Origin of the sequence: Lactococcus allomyrinae (genome assembly GCF_003627095.1) — a bacterium.
GTDB lineage: Bacteria > Bacillota > Bacilli > Lactobacillales > Streptococcaceae > Lactococcus > Lactococcus allomyrinae.
Genome location: NZ_CP032627.1, coordinates 1,589,305 through 1,610,500 on the forward strand (window position 1 = coordinate 1,589,305; position 21,196 = coordinate 1,610,500).

Below are 21,196 nucleotides of genomic sequence, written 5' to 3' on the forward strand. Positions count from 1 at the left end.
AATGAAATCTATACTAGTATTCCTCTACTTTTTAATAAGCCACAATATAGACTTAATTCAGATATTCTTATCAACATTTTGTTCTAATGGTTAAAATATGGTCTCATCCATTTTCTATTCCATTTATTATGCTTTCAGCTTCTATAACTGCTTTACGAGTGAACATACCACTTCTCAAAGCCTTTGAAATTTTATTAGCGTTATTTTTAAATTCTACTAATTGGTTTTCGCTTAAAGATTGGAATTTCTCTTTTATTTCGTTTGGTGTTGTTATTGTAAATCCTAGATGATTCTTTGTGATAAATTCAGCTATTGCTGACTCCTCCCAAACAATAACAGGCATTCCCAAACTTAAATACAAGGAAACTTTATGAGGACTATTAAAACGTGTATATCCTTGATAATCTCCTCCTCCTGGTAAATTATCATCCCAAGAAATTCCAAAATAATTTTTAGGAATTTTTTCTACTAAATCTTGGGCAATAAAAGAACCATGATAGACGACATTATCTCCAAAGCTATCCGTAGACTTTCCTCCAAATGCATGTAACTCCGGCATGTTCTTAGACCACGTTTCAATAAATATCGATTTATCAAGATTTCCAGCAACAACTGCTTTCTTCTCCAAAGTATAAGAAAGAGGGATGCCTTTTTCTTGAAGATAATCAAAGAGTTCTTTTTTTACTATATTTGTGCGAACTCCATAATTTCTAAGTGCATCATTCATCTTATCTCCATGCCCTATAACTACGTCTACCGAGTTTAAGAAATCATTCTCTTTGGGATAAAATCCTCGTAGCCACTCTGAATCATGCATTAGTACAATAATTTTTGTATCTTTTTGTTTTAGACAATTTATAAACATTTCTTCAAAACGAAAACCAAGTAAAGTGGGAAATTGATGGAGAACAATATCTCCTCGCTCCACTTCTGAGGTTATCCCATCAATTAATGCTTTCAATGCTACATCCGACATTTCACGTGTATTTTGCATACGTATGCTTATACGACCATACCCCAAACTTTGTGCAATTTCTGTCACATCACTTTTAGGCTTTGTTACAGCATCTCTAGACTGTGGCTGAATGACATTTACCGCCCATCGTTTCATTTTTTCTCCTTCATCATCAAGGCTTTTATCTCTTTTAGCTATACGCTCACAAAATTTTATATACAAAAGACAAAAGTACAACGGCAGACATCATTATGGCAATCAAGCTAGTTACAAACTTTCCATAGCCAGTATCTTCCTCATCATTAATAATTCTGTCACTTTCATTTTTAAACATTTCTTCAATAACAATCTCTAATTGACTCGGTTTATACCAATAAGCTGTTTTTTGTTCTATTTTGTCTAACTTTTTATCTTTAATCATCTGTCCCACCTCTCTTTATTATCTTTTGATAGTTGTTACTTTAGATACAGGAACACCCTTTTTTATTAGCAATTGCTTATACTCTAAAGACATCTTAACTTCTTGAATATATTTGATGTCATCCTTCAAAATATGTAGTAGGTTCCCTTTTACATCTCCATTATCGTCAACAGGTGATTCTACCAATTGAAGTATATTGTGCGACTTCGTTTTGGATAACGCAGCCAACTCAATTCCTAAAAACGAGATGGTTACTCTATCTTTGGGAGTTACTATTTTGGGTAGTTGTTCAGCGATAAATAAATCTAGAGAATTGAATCCAGATAAAGGCTCACTTGTTTTTCCATCATTAAGAGTTATATAATTTAATTTTCCTTCATAGAAGTAATAACTAATTATTGGAATATGCTTTTCGTTATAAAAATGAATCTCTTGAGGTCTATTATCGAAATAGAAAATCTCACTAAACATTTTGCCATCAATTGTATACTCTTGCACAAAATCTTTTTCTCCATCACCATGATGGTATTGGACATTTTTCACTAAACGTCTAGTATTTGGGAATAGCTCCATTATTCCTATCTCTTCACCCTCATGAATGATAGAAATTGAAAAATCCTCATTCATAAAAATTTCAGAGAAACTAGGAACAGGGGCTTGATTGAAAAATAAAGATTGTGTCAAATCATATTTTCGGTTTGTTAAATAATCAAAAAGATTTATTCCTTCAACTTCTTCATCTCGCTTTAATCTTGCAAAATCTGGACTCGGTAATATACTAATTACTTTCCCATTTCCTCCAATTCTTTGTTTACTTTCCTTCCAGACTTTATCTTCTGGTCTAATAATCGTTACTAATTCATAATCCATCTAACATTCTTCTCCATTTCTCTGCAATAACATGGTCTTGGAATTGTTCAACTGAAGTAATTGTACTTTTCTTTAATTTAGGATAGTATCTCTTTAGAATTTCTTGAATGCCTAAAGCAAGTTGGTGAGTACTAAATTCTTCATCTTGACGAGAAAAATCTCTCAAGTATCCATTTTCTCCATTTTTTATTAACTCCATCGCACCAAAACGTGCTTTGAAAGTCACTATGGGAAGTCCTGCATCTAAAGCTTCAATATATGTTAATCCAAATCCTTCTGAATATGAAGCAGAGATGAATACATCATATTTTTTATAAACTTCTTCCAAATTGTTTGAATGTCCCTTAAGGCAAATATAATCATTAGCTTGAAGCTCGGTAATCGTTTGCTGTAATTTACCTTCTTCTGTCCCTTGACCATAAATATCAAAAATGATATCTGGATAATCTTCATGCATCGAAACAAAAGCTTTAATCGCAATATTAATATGTTTTTCACTCGCTAATCTTGATGCAGTCATAAATCTAGTGGGTTTCTTCTTGAATTTTGAACAATCAATAACTGAATATTCCTTATCTCGAATCCCTCCTACTGGAATCGTAACGAACTTTTCATCTTTATTTGGAAAATCTACTAAAAAATCTTCTCTTTGCAATTCTGTAGAAACAACAACTCTATCAGCCGCATCAATATGAGTTAAAAGGTACTCATAATAATTATTCCACATCGGTGCTGATAGAATTTCCCTATCTCCTAAGTGATCCGCATGTATTACCTCAATGAGATTGCAGTCCAAATATTTATGGTGGAATAACGCAACTTCAGGCTCTTCACCTCTATCTAAAATGAATGTGTTCTTTTCACTAAAACGTTCATCTAAACATTCAAAGAAATAACGTTGAAATAAGACCTCGTTTTTAAAAAATAAATTTTCTCCTTCAAAGTCATAAACATGGATATTTTCAAGTATTCTCCCTCTTCTTGGATGGCGGTATTCATTGAACATTATCTTTCGCTTGCCTGTTTCAAAATCAAAAATTTCAATTTTATATCTAGAAACTAAAAGGAGATTATTATCTTTAGGATTAGGGGATTTTTCAATATGTTCCCTTATGAGCATACCTGTTGATGTTAATGTCTGCACAATACGGTGTGTTTCTGAATTGTCCTTAAAAATTTTATCTGAACGTTCATTTTTTTTGACCATTCCCGTTTCAATAATTTTTTTCCCGAAGGTAAAAAATTCCCAAATATCGATAACTTGACTTTGTTTTAACTCCCAGTGCTCCATAGCTTCTGACAGCTCTTTCACAAGCCCCGTAAAGACATATTTATATGGCAGATTGATACTATCAAATAACTTAGCTCTATAAAACTGAGCATGTTCAACCCCAGAATTCCCTATTCCCATTGCTTTATTAATGAAAAAATTCATTTCTTCTCCCTCTCTGATAACCTATGACTATAAAATCGACGTTCTATCTTAATTTGATACGTCCAATATCCTTTGCTGCATTTGTTTAGCTATATATACATATTTCCGAATTTCTCTGTCATTTTGCCCCGACTTCTGGATTTGAATGTTTGATAAAATATTGTAACTCGGAAATAAAGAAGATAGAATGTTTGGTAAAAGGTGATAGGGTTTTGAAAGAAACTCAAAATTTTGACCCCGTGATATGGAAATTTCCTTTGTACCATTTTTCATATACTTTAATACATTCATTAAGAACTCTAAAAAGTCATCTTCTCCTCTACTCACAAAAAGACATAATCGATCTTCCTTATCATCTGATAATGGAATAACCGAAGTTTCTCTTAGTAAATAATTAATCACTATCTCTAGCTTTTCATTACTCTCATCTATTTTATGACTAGCTAATTCTAAAATACCTATCTTTTTATTTACCAATAGCTCATATTTTTCTTTAAAAGAACTACCCATTATTAGCAGGAAGTAGAAGGTTATGACATTATGTTTTTGATTAATTAGACTGATTTTATAACTAGCTGCTTCCTCAGGATATTTGAAAACTAATTTCAAATTTTCAAAATATTCCATACCAATTTTATTGTTGAACTTATCGTAAAACTCTATAGTCGCTTGAAGATGATTTTGTTCAACTTCTTCTAGATACAATCCTATCTCATAGTATTGATTTGCTGCCAGTAAGGGGAGTAAAGGAGAGATACGATTTTTTGAGTAATTTCCTATAGAATTCCATGTTTTTATCTTTGCTCCTACGGGCATCATAGGTGATGAAAATTTAGTTTCCTTCTTGTCTATAACGACTTCTGCACCATAAGAATAACTATCAACATATCTATTTCCCCATTTTATTATTGAAATTCCCTCCAATGTTTTGTCTCCTTATAACGTTTTATTGATTTGTAAAAACTAGAGTCTATAATCTAACTTTCGTCCAAAGTCATGACATAGTATGTTTCTATATTGCTTTATGAACCAAGTATTAACTCCCAGAGTATTATCATTATGCCTACCAATAAGCCCTTTATGTAATATCACTGCCTCTGGAGAATTTTTTCTGAGCTTATCGGCAATCATTTGAAAAGCAATGCCATCGTAGTCATCATCTTTCATATAGGCAATAGCAAAAATAGTGCTTTTAAAAGTTCCTGTTTCAAATTTATTCCAAAATTTTTCATTCAATTTCTCTGCTATATCATTATTTGCTTTGCCTCCAAAGTGCATAATCATATCAAGAGATGTTCCCCACATTTCAGGTCTTCTAATTCTTTCATTCATAGCTATACTCCCAATATTAGCAAGAGGTTTCCCTATGATAACCGCAGCTGGTTCTAAATCTGCAGCATAATATAACGAACCAAAAGTTCCCATTGACAGTCCTGATAAAATTAACTCTTCATTTGTAAAACCTAGCCACTTTAGTTTTTCCTTTATAACCTTGACCACTTCGTGTTCCAGCACATCACTTCCAACATAGAAATTTCCTCCTTCAAGTCGTGGATCCCCGATTAGAATAAACGGACATCCCATACGTCCCATCATTCCTCGACCCTCGAACCCTTCTGCCGAACGATAACCTGAGAAATAAACAGCTAAGGGAGGTTTTAGATCTCCTGGATGGAAATAGTAAAAAAGTTCTTCATTACGCACTTTTGAGTCAATAATCCTTTTTCCATTGGGTAACATCATGCTATTATTTGACAAATGATTTCTAAAATGAATCTGTCCAATTTCAATCTTTCCCACTCCACCTTTGGCATAAAGTGAAACTCCTACAAATCTGACATAATCTGATTCATTACTAATAATCTTAATTTGCTTTCTGAATTCTTCTGGACTTCCTTTAAAAATATTTATGATTTCATTGGTAGATTGATCTATCAGAAATATTTTAAATTCCAGTTCAACCGTTCCTGAAGTAATGGCTATTTCAGGAGTAAATGTGACTTTGCTATTTGCTTCAATACCATGAGGGTGAATTTTCCATGAAATAATTTGTTTCATCTCTTGCCCGAAGTCGCCTGATAATTCTAAATAACAATTTCCTTTTTTTCTGTATGCTCCTTTAAAACTTTCTCTAACTTCGAGATAATCCATACTTAATTTATATCCATATTGCTTTTGGGAAGAATTTAGCGCTATATCAACTATATTTTGTAATTCATCTTCATTTTCTAAATCAATCGGAATACTAAATTTTCTATCTAGAATCTTTCTCTGCGATTCTTTAATTGATGCTTTACTATCAAAAAGTACCTGATATGCTGGAAACTGTTCTAATAATGATGGAAAATTTTGAAGAAGTATTGCATCATTACCCAAAACAAAAATAGTTCGGCTTTTTTGGGGATTGAATTTATTTTCCTGAAATATTTCCACTTGCTCATTATCAGAAATAAAATTATAATTACCAGGTAATATCACATAATTGAATTTTTCTATTACTTCACTTGGAAAGTCTAATTTTTTTCCACCTATCTGAATAATCTCAATTTTTTTCCTCATGTTTTTTTGTAATAATCTCCTGCCATTTTCTTATTATATTGTCGGACTCATGTTGCTCAATAATATTCACATTATGTACCAATGCTTTATTCCAGTTTCTCAGGTTATCAATGAAATAATCTATGAAATCTTTTAATTCTTTTTCAGCATTAGAGTTCTTCAACGTAAACCCGTTTTTTCCGTCTGTAATAAAATCACTTGTATGTCTTGATATAATCGGTATTCCAGCACTTATCGCTTTGGAGTGACGTAACATATTGTATTTATCTTCCAAATCCAAATATATTCTTGCAGTGCTTAAAGTATCTTCAACCACCGCAGAATCTGGTTGGTAAATATAGTCTATTCTGAGGTTTGCATTAACTGCTCCAACATATCTTGACCAATCTGATGAATTTTGAAGTTCTCTAACTGCTTCTACATCTTGGGTAAATAGTTGCTTTTCTCTCTTTGCAGTAATATATTTTTCCACTTTGAGATACTCTGTTGAATCAATACTAACTTCAAAATAACTTTCAAGGATTAACTTCTGTGTAAATTTTGCTCTCTCTGTGCTCTTAAAGTCATCTATTTCGAAAATCAAAGAAAGCTGTTCATCCTTAATGACTTTCTGAATCATCATAGCGACGATTTTGTCTTCTTGTGAATGAATTGATGATATTTTGCAATAGATTTGCATCTGTGCAGTTGAGTCACTTACACCTAAATTGAGCTGCGGTAAAAAGATAGGGATATAATTCTGCACTTCATTTTTTGACAACCTAGTTTGAGTATCAACAATCAATTCTGCTTCTTCTCTGTCTTCCTCTAAGGTATCTGTAATGATGCGTATCATTTTTCCTTTATACGCTAAACCTTGTGTTTGTTGTATGATTTTCTTTTCTGTTGTTGTTACTATTGATATATCATGGTCAGACTGTTTATTAATGCCTTCTTCCGTGAAATAATGTAAAACTTCTCTCATAGCTTCGTCTAACGATGTGTATTTATCTTTTAGAAAATTGTTTCTTTTTTTCTCAATGATGATATCTTTTCCAATTTGACTTAGTGAGTTTTCCCCTGATTCATTAAAATATTTTATTTTATACACTTCATGTTTTTTATTTAGGTAATGTTTTTCTGAAACAAACCCTCTGTCGTCATAAACCTCATCAATGAAACTTCCATCAGCTTGTAAGTACCTAATTCTAGACATAAATCCATAATCGTTATAAAATACCTTACCAACAACTTTCTCTTTTCGAATCAGTAATGTTGCTGATGGAGTATAAATTTTATCTATATCTGGAGGTAACGCTAAATCCTCTAAACTCAAAGGATGTCCCATATCTGTTTTGATGTTTTGTAAGATATCAAATACCCTTACAATATTGTTATAAGTGTAACCACTTCCATTCAGCTTATAGCGTAAAAAGGGAATTGGGTTTGTCAGTAACACTTTATTTTGGTAACCTTCTTTAGAAAAAAATTTTGATAATGTAAAAACTCTATCTTCTTCTAATTCAGTATTTTCATTCCAATCTGGTATCAAATATATTAAACTTTTATCCAAACTATCCTCGATTCAAAATAATTTATAATGCCCTTTAGCAAGCATAAATCGAATATCCTCATGAAGATTGTCTACTATGATAATTACCATGAAAATACTTCCGAAATAAAATGCTAGATTTGACACATCTGAAATCTTTAATCCTATTATCAGTGGCACAAGCGAGACGATAAGCATATAGATATTTCCCATGATTATCATGATATTTAATCTTCGTCGGAGATATTTTTCTGTTTCCTCTCCTGGTATTACTCCAAGGATATAGTCTCCTGAATCTCTCAAAGATTTAGCAATATCATGAACTCGAATATTAACATGACTAAAGCCGTAACCTAGAATAGTTAATATCACACCATACGTAATGATTCCTAAAAGAGAAGTGTATGAGAACATTTGAGTTATAATATACAAAAAAGCGCTACCTTTCAGAGATGGGATCATGGTTAATAACTGTGGAATGGAAAACAAAGTGACACCAAACATAAAAGGTAATGCACCAGCGGCTAATACTTTTATAGGGATGTATGAATTTTCAAATGTAACATCCATTCCTGTCTGCTGAATTTTAATTCTATATTCTCCTCGATATAAAAATACTGAGATGTAAAGAAACGCGATGGTAACGAGTGCCAATATTCCCAATCCGAGTGGAGTAGTGAATAAACCATCCGCTGTTTGCCCTGAAAATAACATCGCAGGAATATTTGCCAAAAGCCCAGGTAAAATAATTACCATCTGTTTTCCGATTCCTTTTTTCATATTCATATCTGCAATATAAGAAACTATCATTCCGCCTGCTATCAGGATTATCATTAAAGCTAAATGAACTTCATTTTTGGATAGCATTGCAACATCACTGTAAATGATGCTCTCTTTAAAATGAGCTATTATTGTGAAAGATTGCAATATACAAAACATAAAAGTCAATACACGTTGTATAAATCCAGCTTGTTTCGCTGATAGATTCTTAATTACATCAATGTCAAGCATCGTGAGAGTACTCCAAAGAATCAAAGCAATCATATATGGACCTAGTCCAAGAGAAAAGAGTGTTAATTTTGTTGCATTACCAGCAGTCATATTTGCGAAAATTCTCATAATACCTGCTGATTCTATATTAGTTGACATTGTTAAGGGAAGCTGGAGTTTTCCTCCAAACTGAACAACTATAATAAATAAAAATGTCCATAAACATCTTTTTATAGCCCCGTAATATTCTTTCATCCTATATCGTTCCTACATTATCGTTATCTTTATTTTTTACCCTACGCTAAACGTGCTCACTAGGTTTCTTCACAAATCACGGAAACTCAATATCTATAGATCCATCAGGATTTACAAATAATTCAGATAGTAGCAAGTTTCTAGTTATATCTAGCCAGAGTTTTTCTATTGTTTCTGTAAAATATCGATTAGCTTCTATCTGAAACTCATATAAAGGCTGATGCTGAGCCCAATTTCGATTTTTTACTACTGATTTTAGCTGCACAAGACCATCTGCTAAATCTATCCATAGTGAATCTAACGATTTCAATATGATAACCCGCCTATAATAATTTAGCTGATATTTATTTGATAAGTTATTTTCCATTATTTTTGTTCGCTCAGAAATATTTTCTACCAAAATGTTAGCAGTAGCTTTACGACCAATACTTTTTAAGTTTTTTAGTTCCTCTCTATCGTAAGAGTAATTAATGTTATTAAATATAAAATCTGATACTTTTTGAGTTTCCAAATTTTTTTTGTCTGAAACAAATGTGCTTATAACTTCTTCAAAACTTTTCTCAATAATTTTTTCAAAATACTCTGCTTGTGCTTCCATTACTGTATTTCTCGCTGCATATACACGTTTCCTAAGAACACTTACAATGTCATCATAATCCAATGTGTCTTTTCGCATTTTAATATCTTGATTTTTTTTATTTTTTTGAGATTTATAAACGAGTTTCTTATACTTTCTTTTCTTCAATATTCCTTGTCTGCTTGCATCATGACTTGACAAGTTTTCTTGTTTTTTTCTAAATTTTTTGACCCAGTCAGGAGCATTTTCTACAACTACTCTATCTTCTAAGGAAGCAAAGAAATAACTATCTCCTGGCTCTCCTTGTCTTCCTGCTCGTCCTCTAAGCTGATTATCAATACGTTCACTTGTCATATTTTCTGTCCCGATGACAATTAATCCGCCGTGTCTTTCACTAAATTTATCCAGTTTGATGTCCGTACCACGTCCAGCCATTGCTGTTGCTACGGTCACAGCTCCTCTCTTTCCTGCCTCGCTGATGATTTGTTTTTCCTTATAGGCAGTTGATGCATTTAATATGCTATGAGGAATTCGACTGTTTAATAATAGATTTGAATAAAGTTGAGATTTTGATACTGAACCAGTTGAAATTAAAACTGGTCGTTCGCTTTTTATTGAATCTTTGACCAATTCTAATGACTGCAATATTTTTTCTTTATGAGTAAGATAGATTATATCTTCATGATCTGTTCTAATAATCGGCTTATGAGTGGGAAGGCATATGACATCTATACCATATGTTTCTCGTAGCTCCTCTGCATCTGTTTTTGCTGTTCCTGTCATTCCAGATAGGATTTTAAACATTTTGAATAAGTTTTGGTAAGTGATTGACCCCATTGATTTTGTTTCATTAGTAATCTCTACGCCCTCTTTTGCTTCTATTGCTTGATGCATCCCACCTTGTAGTTTTGTCCCTTGAAGCTTTCGCCCATTCATCTCATCTAAAAGAAATATTTCCTGATCATCAAGAACATAATCTCTATTATTTTTAAAAACATAATTTGCCTTCAAAGAAAGTACTGCATGCCTATAAAGGTCTTTATAATTCTCGCTTAAGATTTCTTGAACACCAAAATGTGTTTCCGCCTTTTTTATACCTTCCTCTAGGAACCATACACTTCTTTTGTCTTCACTTAAATCATAATCTTCGCTAAAATTTAGACTTTTCACAAACTTATCAACCATTACGTAGAGATTAGATTGTAACTTTGGAGCTCCTGAAATAATTAAAGGAGTTTGTGCCATATCCAAAAGTATTGAGTCTAGTTCATCAATAATTACAAAGTTAAATCCTTGTATATATTGTTTTTCTTTTTCTACTGCTAAATTATCAAGAAGATAATCAAATCCTAAGGCACTATGAGTCGTATATACGATATCTGAAGAATAGATGATTTGCTTATCCAGCTCCTTATCGTATTCATTTTTCTTTACTCCTACTGCTACGGAAAGCCCTAGCCATCGGTACACTCTGCCGACATCTTCGGCATCTCTCCATGCTAAATATTCGTTTGCAGTTACAACAAAATTTCCACTTCCTACAAGTGCTCTGAGGTACATTGGCATTGTTGCCGTCAAAGTTTTACCTTCGCCTGTCTTCATTTCTGCGACATTTCCAAAGAAGAGGATTACAGCTCCTAAAATCTGAACATCGTAGGGTTTCAAACCTAATATCCTTCTATCTGCTTCAATCACAACACCATAGGCTTCTGGGAGTATCTTCTCTAATTTTTCTCCTTGCTCAATTCGTTCTCTAAAGATTTTTGTCTGCTTCTTTAATTCTTGATCAGACATCTCTTTGTATTTGGGAATATTTTGTTTAATTTTTTTAGTTATTTTTTCGTATTTTCTATATTTATTGTTTTTTTTCATGTCCATTTTTTGATATTTTGCTCACCTTTCACTTTGTCGTATTTCAATGAATATTACTTTTTGAATTGTTACAAATTTATTTTTATAGCAATATTTTTGATGAGTTCACTCATATTTCATTTCTTTTTTTTCGGAAATCTTCTTTCCGAAAAACTTCTATTTTTCGGAAATATAAGCCTCTATTTTGGACTATTTAGACCTTTTGTTTATCCTGTTAGAAGTCATTTTGTTTAATATATATTTCTTCATTATTTTCACTATCATTCTTCTACAAAAAATGTTACACAGCGTTATTTTTATGTCTTATTTGATATTTTTTTGAGCTTGTAGTATAATTATTAAGAAATATATAGTCACAATATTTATCAATTTATAATATTTTCTAAAATATTAGATTCGAATATTGGCCTCTATTTCCGAAAAATAGAAGATTTTCGGAAATATGCGGTATAGAACAGTAGTTAATAGCAAAGAAAAAGAGCATATCGTGGTTACAATGTGCTCTTTATTTTTTATAATTTGTTGACATTATTAGTTTGTCAAATAAATAAAAAAGACTGGGAAAGATCCAATCTTTTTTGATATTAATGCGTGTATATCAAGGAGAGTAAGGGATTCGAACCCTCGCGTCAGTTTCCCGACCTAACGATTTAGCAAACCGTCCTCTTCAGCCTCTTGAGTAACTCTCCATAATGTAAAGAAAATATCAGATTGAGCTTTCAATCTTTTTAAATTTTTTGTTTTCTATTAAAATAGTATTTTATAGATACTATTTGTAAATCAATAGAAATGATTCTATCATACTTTAAACTCCTTGTCAACTAAAAACTTTAACCTATTGAAAAATACGGAGATAAAACTCTATGTTTTTGTTAATTTCTTGATATTCTTAGATTATAATAGAGAATTCTTCATATATCTAGATTTTTCTTCCACGAAGTAGTAAAATAGGGGTAGTGCCGCTTCTTTACTGGCGGGATGATTAGACACTATCAAGGGGAATATAATGGGACTTACTTTCAGAAAACGTGACGATTTTGACAAAATGATGGATGATTTAGGTGTTTCAACAGTAGATTTAGTTATTGATGATGAAAATAAAACTACTTCTTCTACTGACAAAAAAGACGACCCATTTGCGAAATTTTTAAAACCAAAATCAGATGAGAACAAAAAAGAAAAAAACGAATTGAAAAGTTAAACTTTTCTTGTTAAAATTAAAGATGGATTATAATCTATCACTCATTTGTTGTAAAGTGTTGCAATGAATTGAGTTTGCGGTCTAGCTTCATGATAACTACAACTGGCAACATCGCCAATTATAGTTGTTATTGACTTTTTAAAGTGAGACTAGTATATATTTATTGAGGATATTATGGCATATAAAAAACCAGAAAAAAGCACATTTCAAAAAGTTACTATGGTCGTTGTAATCATTATGGTTGTTTTGACCGTCTTTAGCGTACTTGCTACAATGCTTTCAGCACTATAAAATTTTCTGTCAGTACTGACAGAAAATGACTTAATAAAAAAGTTACTGACAAAATTCTGTCAGTAACTTTTTTATATTTTTAGTTAGCAATTTATTTAATTAGTCTTCAAATCCATTTTCAAGAACTTCTGGAAATTCATCTGAAACAATTCCCGCACAATGTTCACAAAGTGCTTTAAGGTGTTCATTTGTGTTATGACCTACTGTTTCATCTGTACGACGGCAACGTTCACAAACTTCTCCAGCTGCGTGTTCCACAGTAATTGCTACATCTTCAAATCTAATTGCTGTTTCTGGTGCCTCTTCTAAAGTCTTATCAGCAATGACAAAATTTGACACAATCAAAAGCTGCGCTACATTTTCATCAATTGCTGTCAGTAAAGTCCGCACGACTTCGTTTGGATAAACTGTCACTGTTGCTTCCAGAGACTTACCGATAAGTTTGGCTTCCCGTGCATTTTCCAGAGCTTTCAAAACTTCATCACGGAAATCTAAGAAAGCTTCCCAATCGCCTAACAATTCATCTGCTCCCGCAACTTCCCCTGCTTCTGGCATTTCTGACAAATAGGCAAATTCTTCTGGTTCATGCGTTAGGTAAGTCCATGTTTCTTCAGCTGTATGCGGCAAGATAGGCACTAGTAATTTCACAAGGTCTTTCAAAATAACATACATTACGGTTTGCATTGACCGACGAGCTTGGGATTTTGCAGCTTCAATATAAACCACATCTTTAGCAAAATCTAAATAGAATGCAGACAAATCGTTAGTGATAAAATTGATGACTGCCTTGTAAACAGACATAAAGCTATATTTGTCATAGGCTGCACGAATTTGTTTGACAAGCTCATTAAATTTCACAAGCATATATTTGTCAGCGCCGCGAAGCTCAGCAAATTCTACAGCATCACTATTTGGATTAAAATCAGAGGTATTAGCGACCAAGAAACGCAGAGTATTGCGGATTTTGCGGTAAACTTCTGACACTTGACCGAGAATGTCCATAGAAACACGTACATCTGACTCTGTATCAATAGATGCTACCCAAAGTCTTAGAATATCTGCACCAAATTTTTTCGTCACATCTTTCGGAACAATCGTGTTGCCAATTGATTTCGACATCTTACGACCTTTTCCGTCCAAAACAAAACCTTGCGACAAAACAGCTTTATAAGGCGCCACGCCATTGACCGCTACAGATGTTGTAATAGAGGAATTAAACCAACCACGATATTGGTCTGAACCTTCAAGATAGAGGTCAGCAGGAAAACTGAGATAGTCCCGTTCGTTGAGCACCCCATTCCAAGAAGAACCTGAGTCAAACCAGACATCCATGATGTCTTTTTCTTTTGTGAACTCACCATTTGGTGAAGCTGGATGTGTAAATCCTGCTGGAAGCAATTCTTTTGCTGTCTTTTCAAACCAGACTTTTGAACCGTGTTTTGCAAAAAGTTCTGCCACGTGTTCCGTAGTTTCTGGTGTAATGATGGCTTCCCCATTTTCAGCATAGAAAATAGGCAATGGCACACCCCATGCACGTTGACGTGAGATGACCCAATCTCCACGATCACGCACCATGTTGTATAGACGAGTTTTTCCCCATGGAATAACCCAGTTCACTTTTTCCACTTCATCCAAGATATTTTGACGGAATTTGTCAATAGAAGCAAACCACTGTGGTGTAGCACGGAAAATAACTGGTTTTTTTGTTCTCCAGTCGTGTGGGTAACTGTGTGTGAAAAATTCAAGTTTGAGCAAAGCACCTTTTTCTTCTAGCCATTTGCTTACGATTTTATTTCCATCATCATAGAAAACACCTTCTAGTCCTGGTGCTTCATCCGTATAATAGCCTCGATTATCAATCGGTGAAAGGACAGGTAAATTGTATTTTCGACTTGAGAAATAGTCATCTTCACCATGACCAGGTGCTACATGGACAAGCCCTGTCCCTGAGTCTAGTGTGACATAGTCTGCATTCATAATCAAAGTCTCACGGTCATAAAATGGATGTGTGGCAACCATATATTCCAACTCAGAACCTTTAATTGTTTGGAGAACTTTGGCATTTTCCCATTCTAATTTTTCTGAAACAGTTTCTAACATTTCAGAAGCGATGACAAACTTTCTGTCATTTACTGCCACCACTGAATAATCATAGTCAGGATGTGCAAAAATTCCTAAATTTGATGGGATTGTCCAAGGAGTTGTCGTCCAAATCACAAACTCAACATCTTCTGGCAACTTCCCTTTTGTGTCTTTTGCTTTAAAAGCAACAAAAATTGAAGCAGAACGGACATCTTGATACTCGATTTCGGCTTCGGCAAGCGAGCTTTCTGATGATGGTGACCAATAAATTGGTTTTTGTCCTTTGTAGATATAGCCTTTTTCAGCCATTTTACCAAAAACACGAATTTGTGCTGCTTCATATTCAGGGAGTAAAGTTAAATATGGACGTTCCCAATCTGCTAATACGCCTAAAGATTTGAAATCAGTACGTTGCATATCGACTTGCTTCATGGCATATTTACGACATTCTTCAAGATAATCAAGCAAGTTCATCTCTTTGCGTTTCATCCCTGCTTTTGCAAGTTGCTGCTCAATTGGCAAACCATGTGTGTCCCAGCCTGGAACGTAAGGTGCCCGAAAACCAGCCATTGATTTATAACGCACAATAATATCTTTTGAAATTTTGTTAAGCGAATGTCCAATATGAATGTTTCCGTTGGCATATGGAGGGCCATCATGTAGCATAAATGATGGTTTTCCTTCATTGAGTTGTTGACGCTTCTCATAAAGCGAAGCGGTCTCCCAACCTTTTTGCCAGTCTGGTTCTTTCGTCGGCAGACCCGCACGCATCGGAAATGCAGTTTTTCCAAGATTTAATGTATCTTTGATTTTCATAAGATTCCCTTTCTCTCTTTTGCTATGAATAAAACTAATCATACTATAGATAAACTATTGTAAAAATCATCAATGGATCACGATGATTTGCACTTATTTTTGTGCAAAAAGTGCACCAGAATATACTATATCCCTACGTTTCACTACGCTGTCCGTTTACTTGCCAGACATTTCAAAACTCCTATTAAAGTAGTTCTAGTACAATACGATTTGTGCTTCACAACTTTGCTGCAATATATCAGCGCCTCAAATGGTTAAGACAGCGTAGACTAAAGAAATTTAATTTTCAAAGAGTATTGATAAAAAGATGTATTAGTTTTATGACAAGCTTTATTCATAACAAAAGGATAATTAATGAGTAATAATAAAAAATAAACAAAAAAACGGTCTTCGCAAAGGACGAAAAACCGTGGTACCACCTTATTTTTTTCTGTCAGTATACTGACAGAAACTCAGAACGTGTAACGTACGCGACGCTTGAACTTACAGAATGTTCAGTTCAAGAAATTATGCTCAACAGTCATGTTCAAAAGTAAGATGAGCCTCAGAACACCTTGAATGTTTACTGACAGAATTTTTGTCAGTAAATATGTTGAAACAAATCAGCTGATGATAAGAAAAACAGAGATTACGGAACTTCCATCAACTTCCGCTCGCTAGAAATATATTTTTCAAACCTTGGTCTGACTTCTTTAATTTTTTAATTCACTTAAATCAATTGTTTCTTGATCATCAAGTGGGCTTGGTACTTCTGGAACTTCTGCTTCTAATTCGGGAAAAATTTCATCCGCTTCCGATGTCTCTGACATACTGTCATCATTTGCAGTTTCTTCCGTAAATTCACTTGATACTTCTTCTGTTTCAGTCAATTCATCGATATCTACCGTTGCATCTTCTTCTATTTCTGAAAACTCAGGCATTTCTGCAGATTTAATATCACTCGATTCGACTTCCAAATTTTCGTCAGAAATTGGTGTAATACTTTGAGTTCTTGTCAATGTATTTTCTGCATCTCCCAAATGTTCTTCAAGTATTTCTTGAAGTTTTTCTTCGGGGTTAGTCACATAACTCTGAGTAGGCTGCAACATTTCTGCCCAATCATCAGATTGTACTGAAGCAAGCTGAGCCTCAATGATAGAAGTCATCCGTTGATGATAAAGACGCATCTTCCGCTTCAAATCGTCAGTATCACGAACCAAACGTCGAGCATCTTCTGAAGCAGCATTTAAAATCAACCCAGCTTCTTTTTTCGCAGCTTCGATGATGAGCTGACTCTTATTTCCAGCATCAGCAATAATATTATTTGCTTCATTTTGAGATTGCGAGCGAAGATTATCTGCAGCATCCTGTGCTACAACAATGGATTTATTCAACGAATCCTTCATGTCGTCAAAATATTTTACGCGTTCGCGCAATGATTTCAACTCTCGCTCTTGGTCTTTAATCGTTTGTGCAAATTCATCGTAATCACGAACCACGATATCCAGAAACTCATCCACTTCATGTTTGTTAAAACCGCGAAATTGTGGGTTAAATGTTTTATTTTGGACGTCCAGACTATTCAATGTCATAGCTCACTCCTTTTCATATTAGCGAAAATCTTTTATATTCAGCCTCGTTTTAATTTACTGAACGAGACTGTAATAGTTGTCATGACACTACCAACTCATTGCTACTTTTACAACGAATCAGCTATCATTCAATCAAAATATAATGATTATCAAACTTTTAAATCTTACTTCTTACTATTTTTAGTAAGTTCAATTTCAACTCTCTGCTTACCTTTTTTCGTCAGCCCCAAAATTTTCACAATCTTGACTCGACCAAAACCACGAACACTAATCAAATCGCCTTCAGTAACAGAGAAATCTTTTTTATTTATTTCAAGGTAATTAATCTTAACCTTATTTGATTCTAACATATTCGTCGCAATATTGCGAGAAATTTTAAAAGAAACAGCGATGATTTTATCAAGTCTCAAACTATCTACAAGAACAACATCACTGACAGGATTATCAGTGGTTTCTGTCAGTGCTGACAGCGAAATTTCTTTGATTTTTACTGCACTACGGCCTATTTTATCAATAGACTTAAATATATTTACCAAATGTTTACTGACAAAAACTTGAATATTCTTGTCAGTAACAATAATATCTCCTAGCTCTTGCCTTTTGACTCCTGTTTGTCCTAAAAAAGTTCCTAAAACTTGAGCATGTGAAATTTGTGAAAATTTCGTTGCATAATTAATTTCAAGCAAGGATAAATCAAAATCCTCAACATCTAAAATGTAAAATTGCGGAGCTAAAATCATTTTTGAAAGTTCTGTAACTGCGAAATCCTGACTTGAAAAAATATGTACTTCTCGTTTATTCACTAGACTTTGGAGAATTTGACATTCACGAGGGTTCAAAAAGTGAGTCGTTATCACTGAATAAGATTGTTCAACTTGATTGATCCAATCCACACAACGATCAATAAATCTTCGCTCCTCAGGATGAAAATGCTGATAAATATTTTCAGATGTCAAAACAAGATACCATTAAGTACAATTGCAATGAAACGTTGAATCAACTGCAAAGCAATAATCGCAACCCATATTGTGAAATCTAATCCAGCAATCCGTAGAGGAAGATTTTCAAATAAACTAAGATAAGGACGAGAGATTTTGATAATTAATTGACCAATCCATGTACCATATAAACTAGGTATCCAGCTCATTAAAGCATAAATAACCAGAATAAATGAATAAACATCCATCAAACGGAAAAGCCAACTCACCAGTGTAAGAATTGTAAGCATTAGTATAAATCGTAACTTTCAAAATTTTGGCCAGCCAAGATGGACATTTCTTTGGCTGCATCAACAGTGATATTGGCAGGAGTCATCAAGAAAATCTGACCTCCGACATTTTGAATATCACCATCAAGAGTAAAGACCACACCCGTCATGAAGTCGATTGAACGACGCGCTTGTGCATCTCCCATAAATTTAAAATTCACAAGGACAGATTCACCATTTTTGACAATACGCGCTGCTTCCATGATGTCCGCATAGGCACGTGGTTCTTTGATTGCAATAGTTGAAACCGCAGAAGCAAGAGATTGTGCTTGCGTAGCTGAGGCTTGTTGTACGATTTTTTCAGGCATAGGTTTTGAGAAATTTGAAACAGTGCGTTTTGGTGCAACTGTTTGTGTTTGAGTTCTTGCAGTTGAAGATGTAGGACGAGATTGGCTCGTACCTTTAGGCATTCGCTCCTCAACTTTAGGTTTTGGTGTAGATACTACAGTTGGCTTAGATTCTTGCACAGGACGAACAGGTTCATCGAACTCTTCTTCATCCTCTACAAAATAATCACGCAGATTATTCATCCAATCTTTAAAGGCCATATTTTCCTCCGTTGTTTACTTTGAAAGTAGCTTACAAGTCTTTAAAAAACTCTGTGCCAATCCTAACAAAGGTCGCACCATTTTTAATTGCATTCTGATAATCTCTACTCATTCCCATACTTAATTCAGTACAAGGGATATTAGGAATTTTCATCTCAGATATTTCAACTTGTAATTTTTTTGTTCGTCCGAAAATGTCATCACATTCTTCTTCAGTTGCATCAAACGGAGCCATAGTCATCAAACCAACAATTTTAATATTTTCTAATTTTGACAACTCTGTTAATACTGACAGAAGTTCATCAGCGGAAAATCCATGCTTACTTTCTTCACCTGATATGTTTACTTCTACAAAACACTTGATAACGTGATTCGCACGTTTGTTAATTTCATTGGCTAGTTTCACAGAATCCAACGCATGAAAATAATCAACAAAATTAATCACATCTTTCACTTTTCGTCTTTGTAAATTACCAATCAGATGCCAAGTTACATCATACTCCTTCAGAGAATTATATTTTTCAAGAAAGAGATCAACTCGATTTTCAGCAATATGCTTAATTCCATTTTCAATCACTTCGCGTGCAACATCAGAAGTAACATATTTTGTCACCGCAATAACAGAAACCGACTGATTAGAATAAGAAGACGCAGCCTGCGCCGCATCTACATTACTCATTATTTGTTTAACATTTTCTATAATTGTCATTGATTAATGCTTACGGAAGAATGGCGGAGTATCAAGGTCTTCATCAGAACTTGGAATCCCATTGAAGCTTGTAACTGACGAACTTTCACGTGTGTTATTCACTGATTGACGTGGTGAATTTTCGCGACGAATATCCCAATCTCCAAATGCTGATGATTGACTTTGTGATTGAGGAGTAGCTTGTTGTTGTTGAACAGGACGACTACCAGCCATATTTGTATTGTGTGTCAAATTTGGTTGACGACGAGTTTCTGGTTGAAAACCAAGCGCTTCATCCGCAACTTCTTTTGTAACACCAGTTGCCACAACTGTAACACGAATTTCGTCTTTAAGGTTAGGGTCAATAGCTGTACCCAACATAATATTTACATCATTACCTGCAGCTTGGATAACAATTTCTGAAGCATCCTGTGCTTCAATCAAACTCATATCCATACCACCTGTAACATTCAAGAGAACATTCTCAGCACCCTCAATAGTTGTTTCAAGAAGTGGTGAATAAATGGCTTTGCGTGTGGCTTCAATGACACGTTCTTCTCCAGTAGCCACACCAATACCCATAAGGGCATCTCCTTTGTTTTCCATCACAGTTTTCACGTCAGCGAAGTCAAGGTTAATCATACCTGGGTTTGTAATAAGGTCTGTTACCCCTTGCACCCCTTGACGAAGAACATTATCTGCTTCACGCAATGCTTCTGTCAAAGGCGTTTTCTTATCTACAATTTCAAGCAAATTATTATTTGAAATGATAAGCAAGGTATCAACATTGGCGCGAAGTGCTTCAATACCTTCTGTTGCGAAGTAGCTCCGTTTTGATCCTTCAAAACCAAATGGGCGTGTTACAACTGCAACAGTCAAGGCACCAAGCTCTTTTGCAATTTGTGCAATCACTGGTGCAGCACCTGTACCAGTACCACCACCCATACCAGCAGTGATGAAAATCATATCTGAGCCTTCAAGAGACTGAGCAACCGTTTCAGCTGATTCTTCAGCTGCACGTTTACCAACTTCAGGTTGTGCACCAGCACCAAGGCCACGAGTTAACTTTGGACCAAGCTGAATCACTGTGTCAGCTTTTGAGCTTCGCAGTGCTTGCACATCAGTATTTGCAGCGATAAATTCAACGCCAGAAACACCTTCTTCAATCATACGGTTGATGGCATTACCACCACCACCGCCGACACCGATTACTTTAATTACAGCACCAGTAGTCAAGTCTGTATCAAATGAAAATTCCATGTTTTTT

At 34.3% G+C, this 21,196-nt stretch carries 18 protein-coding genes and 1 tRNA gene; 2 read left to right on the forward strand and 17 right to left on the reverse strand.

From position 1 onward, the window contains the following. Positions 1 to 103 precede the first annotated feature (103 nt). The 10 genes from D7I46_RS07305 to D7I46_RS07350 all read right to left on the reverse strand — a co-directional run bounded on the left by D7I46_RS07305 (position 104) and on the right by D7I46_RS07350 (position 12,154). Positions 104 to 1,111, reverse strand: coding sequence for a glycosyltransferase (locus D7I46_RS07305; protein ID WP_120772298.1), 1,008 nt, complete (start codon positions 1,109 to 1,111; stop codon positions 104 to 106). A 46-nt stretch (positions 1,112 to 1,157) separates the two neighbouring features. Next, positions 1,158 to 1,376 (reverse strand): hypothetical protein, encoded by a 219-nt coding sequence (locus D7I46_RS07310; RefSeq protein ID WP_120772299.1) that lies wholly within the window; start codon positions 1,374 to 1,376, stop codon positions 1,158 to 1,160. 18 nt (positions 1,377 to 1,394) lie between these two features. Further along, the gene (locus tag D7I46_RS07315; protein ID WP_120772300.1) at positions 1,395 to 2,246 is read right to left on the reverse strand and encodes a hypothetical protein; all 852 of its coding nucleotides are present in this window, start codon (positions 2,244 to 2,246) and stop codon (positions 1,395 to 1,397) included. Further along, entirely contained in the window at positions 2,236 to 3,681 is a 1,446-nt protein-coding gene (locus tag D7I46_RS07320) for a glycosyltransferase (protein WP_120772301.1), read from the reverse strand. Before D7I46_RS07320 ends, D7I46_RS07315 begins: the two co-directional genes overlap by 11 nt. A gap of 48 nt (positions 3,682 to 3,729) precedes the next feature. Further along, positions 3,730 to 4,605, reverse strand: a complete 876-nt coding sequence (gene asp3, locus D7I46_RS07325) for an accessory Sec system protein Asp3 (protein WP_120772302.1) — start codon at positions 4,603 to 4,605, stop codon at positions 3,730 to 3,732. Between the two features lie 39 nt (positions 4,606 to 4,644). After that, on the reverse strand, positions 4,645 to 6,240 hold the full coding sequence (asp2, locus tag D7I46_RS07330; RefSeq protein WP_120772303.1) for an accessory Sec system protein Asp2: 1,596 nt from the start codon (positions 6,238 to 6,240) through the stop codon (positions 4,645 to 4,647). Continuing rightward, a complete protein-coding gene (gene asp1 / locus D7I46_RS07335) occupies positions 6,224 to 7,792 on the reverse strand; it encodes an accessory Sec system protein Asp1 (RefSeq protein ID WP_162930858.1) in 1,569 nt (522 codons plus the stop codon). The genes asp2 and asp1 overlap by 17 nt, the downstream gene beginning before the upstream one ends. A gap of 12 nt (positions 7,793 to 7,804) precedes the next feature. Further along, entirely contained in the window at positions 7,805 to 9,016 is a 1,212-nt protein-coding gene (locus D7I46_RS07340; RefSeq protein WP_120772305.1) for an accessory Sec system protein translocase subunit SecY2, read from the reverse strand. A gap of 76 nt (positions 9,017 to 9,092) precedes the next feature. Beyond that, positions 9,093 to 11,471, reverse strand: coding sequence for an accessory Sec system translocase SecA2 (gene secA2, locus D7I46_RS07345; RefSeq protein ID WP_120772306.1), 2,379 nt, complete (start codon positions 11,469 to 11,471; stop codon positions 9,093 to 9,095). Positions 11,472 to 12,066: 595 nt separating this feature from the next. Continuing rightward, positions 12,067 to 12,154, reverse strand: a tRNA-Ser gene (locus tag D7I46_RS07350). 317 nt (positions 12,155 to 12,471) lie between these two features. On the opposite strand from D7I46_RS07350, the gene D7I46_RS07355 reads away from it, so the two are divergent. Together D7I46_RS07355 and D7I46_RS07360 are read left to right on the forward strand one after the other, a co-directional pair. Continuing rightward, the gene (locus D7I46_RS07355; RefSeq protein ID WP_120772307.1) at positions 12,472 to 12,666 is read left to right on the forward strand and encodes an SPJ_0845 family protein; all 195 of its coding nucleotides are present in this window, start codon (positions 12,472 to 12,474) and stop codon (positions 12,664 to 12,666) included. Positions 12,667 to 12,840: 174 nt separating this feature from the next. After that, on the forward strand, positions 12,841 to 12,957 hold the full coding sequence (locus tag D7I46_RS07360; protein ID WP_120772308.1) for a DUF4044 domain-containing protein: 117 nt from the start codon (positions 12,841 to 12,843) through the stop codon (positions 12,955 to 12,957). Between the two features lie 99 nt (positions 12,958 to 13,056). On the opposite strand, the gene ileS is transcribed toward D7I46_RS07360, so the two are convergent. From ileS to ftsZ, 7 genes are all read right to left on the reverse strand, one after another. Next, the gene (gene ileS / locus D7I46_RS07365) at positions 13,057 to 15,855 is read right to left on the reverse strand and encodes an isoleucine--tRNA ligase (protein ID WP_120772309.1); all 2,799 of its coding nucleotides are present in this window, start codon (positions 15,853 to 15,855) and stop codon (positions 13,057 to 13,059) included. A 692-nt stretch (positions 15,856 to 16,547) separates the two neighbouring features. Then, positions 16,548 to 17,426, reverse strand: coding sequence for a DivIVA domain-containing protein (locus D7I46_RS07370; protein ID WP_120772310.1), 879 nt, complete (start codon positions 17,424 to 17,426; stop codon positions 16,548 to 16,550). 164 nt (positions 17,427 to 17,590) lie between these two features. Continuing rightward, complete coding sequence (locus D7I46_RS07375; RefSeq protein WP_120772311.1) at positions 17,591 to 18,382, reverse strand: YlmH family RNA-binding protein; 792 nt, start codon at positions 18,380 to 18,382, stop codon at positions 17,591 to 17,593. After that, entirely contained in the window at positions 18,379 to 18,654 is a 276-nt protein-coding gene (locus tag D7I46_RS07380) for a YggT family protein (protein WP_120772312.1), read from the reverse strand. Before D7I46_RS07380 ends, D7I46_RS07375 begins: the two co-directional genes overlap by 4 nt. Beyond that, positions 18,654 to 19,241 carry a cell division protein SepF gene (locus D7I46_RS07385; protein ID WP_120772313.1) on the reverse strand — a complete coding sequence of 196 codons (588 nt, stop codon included), beginning with the start codon at positions 19,239 to 19,241 and terminating at the stop codon, positions 18,654 to 18,656. The genes D7I46_RS07380 and D7I46_RS07385 overlap by 1 nt, the downstream gene beginning before the upstream one ends. Before the next feature lie 31 nt (positions 19,242 to 19,272). After that, positions 19,273 to 19,950 carry a YggS family pyridoxal phosphate-dependent enzyme gene (locus D7I46_RS07390; RefSeq protein ID WP_120772314.1) on the reverse strand — a complete coding sequence of 226 codons (678 nt, stop codon included), beginning with the start codon at positions 19,948 to 19,950 and terminating at the stop codon, positions 19,273 to 19,275. A gap of 3 nt (positions 19,951 to 19,953) precedes the next feature. Further along, the gene (gene ftsZ / locus D7I46_RS07395) at positions 19,954 to 21,189 is read right to left on the reverse strand and encodes a cell division protein FtsZ (RefSeq protein WP_120772315.1); all 1,236 of its coding nucleotides are present in this window, start codon (positions 21,187 to 21,189) and stop codon (positions 19,954 to 19,956) included. Positions 21,190 to 21,196: the final 7 nt, after the last annotated feature.

Bases quoted from the DNA above. Each gene is read 5' to 3' on its own strand.
- D7I46_RS07315 (WP_120772300.1), bottom strand. From the start codon at position 2,246: ATGGATTATGAATTAGTAACGATTATTAGACCAGAAGATAAAGTCTGG.
- ileS (WP_120772309.1), bottom strand. From the start codon at position 15,855: ATGAAAATCAAAGATACATTAAATCTTGGAAAAACTGCATTTCCGATG.
- D7I46_RS07370 (WP_120772310.1), bottom strand. From the start codon at position 17,426: ATGACATTGAATAGTCTGGACGTCCAAAATAAAACATTTAACCCACAA.
- D7I46_RS07310 (WP_120772299.1), bottom strand. From the start codon at position 1,376: ATGATTAAAGATAAAAAGTTAGACAAAATAGAACAAAAAACAGCTTAT.
- D7I46_RS07305 (WP_120772298.1), bottom strand. From the start codon at position 1,111: ATGAAACGATGGGCGGTAAATGTCATTCAGCCACAGTCTAGAGATGCT.
- D7I46_RS07355 (WP_120772307.1), top strand. From the start codon at position 12,472: ATGGGACTTACTTTCAGAAAACGTGACGATTTTGACAAAATGATGGAT.
- secA2 (WP_120772306.1), bottom strand. From the start codon at position 11,471: ATGGACATGAAAAAAAACAATAAATATAGAAAATACGAAAAAATAACT.
- asp2 (WP_120772303.1), bottom strand. From the start codon at position 6,240: ATGAGGAAAAAAATTGAGATTATTCAGATAGGTGGAAAAAAATTAGAC.
- D7I46_RS07320 (WP_120772301.1), bottom strand. From the start codon at position 3,681: ATGAATTTTTTCATTAATAAAGCAATGGGAATAGGGAATTCTGGGGTT.
- D7I46_RS07390 (WP_120772314.1), bottom strand. From the start codon at position 19,950: ATGACAATTATAGAAAATGTTAAACAAATAATGAGTAATGTAGATGCG.
- D7I46_RS07380 (WP_120772312.1), bottom strand. From the start codon at position 18,654: ATGCTTACAATTCTTACACTGGTGAGTTGGCTTTTCCGTTTGATGGAT.
- D7I46_RS07360 (WP_120772308.1), top strand. From the start codon at position 12,841: ATGGCATATAAAAAACCAGAAAAAAGCACATTTCAAAAAGTTACTATG.
- D7I46_RS07385 (WP_120772313.1), bottom strand. From the start codon at position 19,241: ATGGCCTTTAAAGATTGGATGAATAATCTGCGTGATTATTTTGTAGAG.
- D7I46_RS07340 (WP_120772305.1), bottom strand. From the start codon at position 9,016: ATGAAAGAATATTACGGGGCTATAAAAAGATGTTTATGGACATTTTTA.
- ftsZ (WP_120772315.1), bottom strand. From the start codon at position 21,189: ATGGAATTTTCATTTGATACAGACTTGACTACTGGTGCTGTAATTAAA.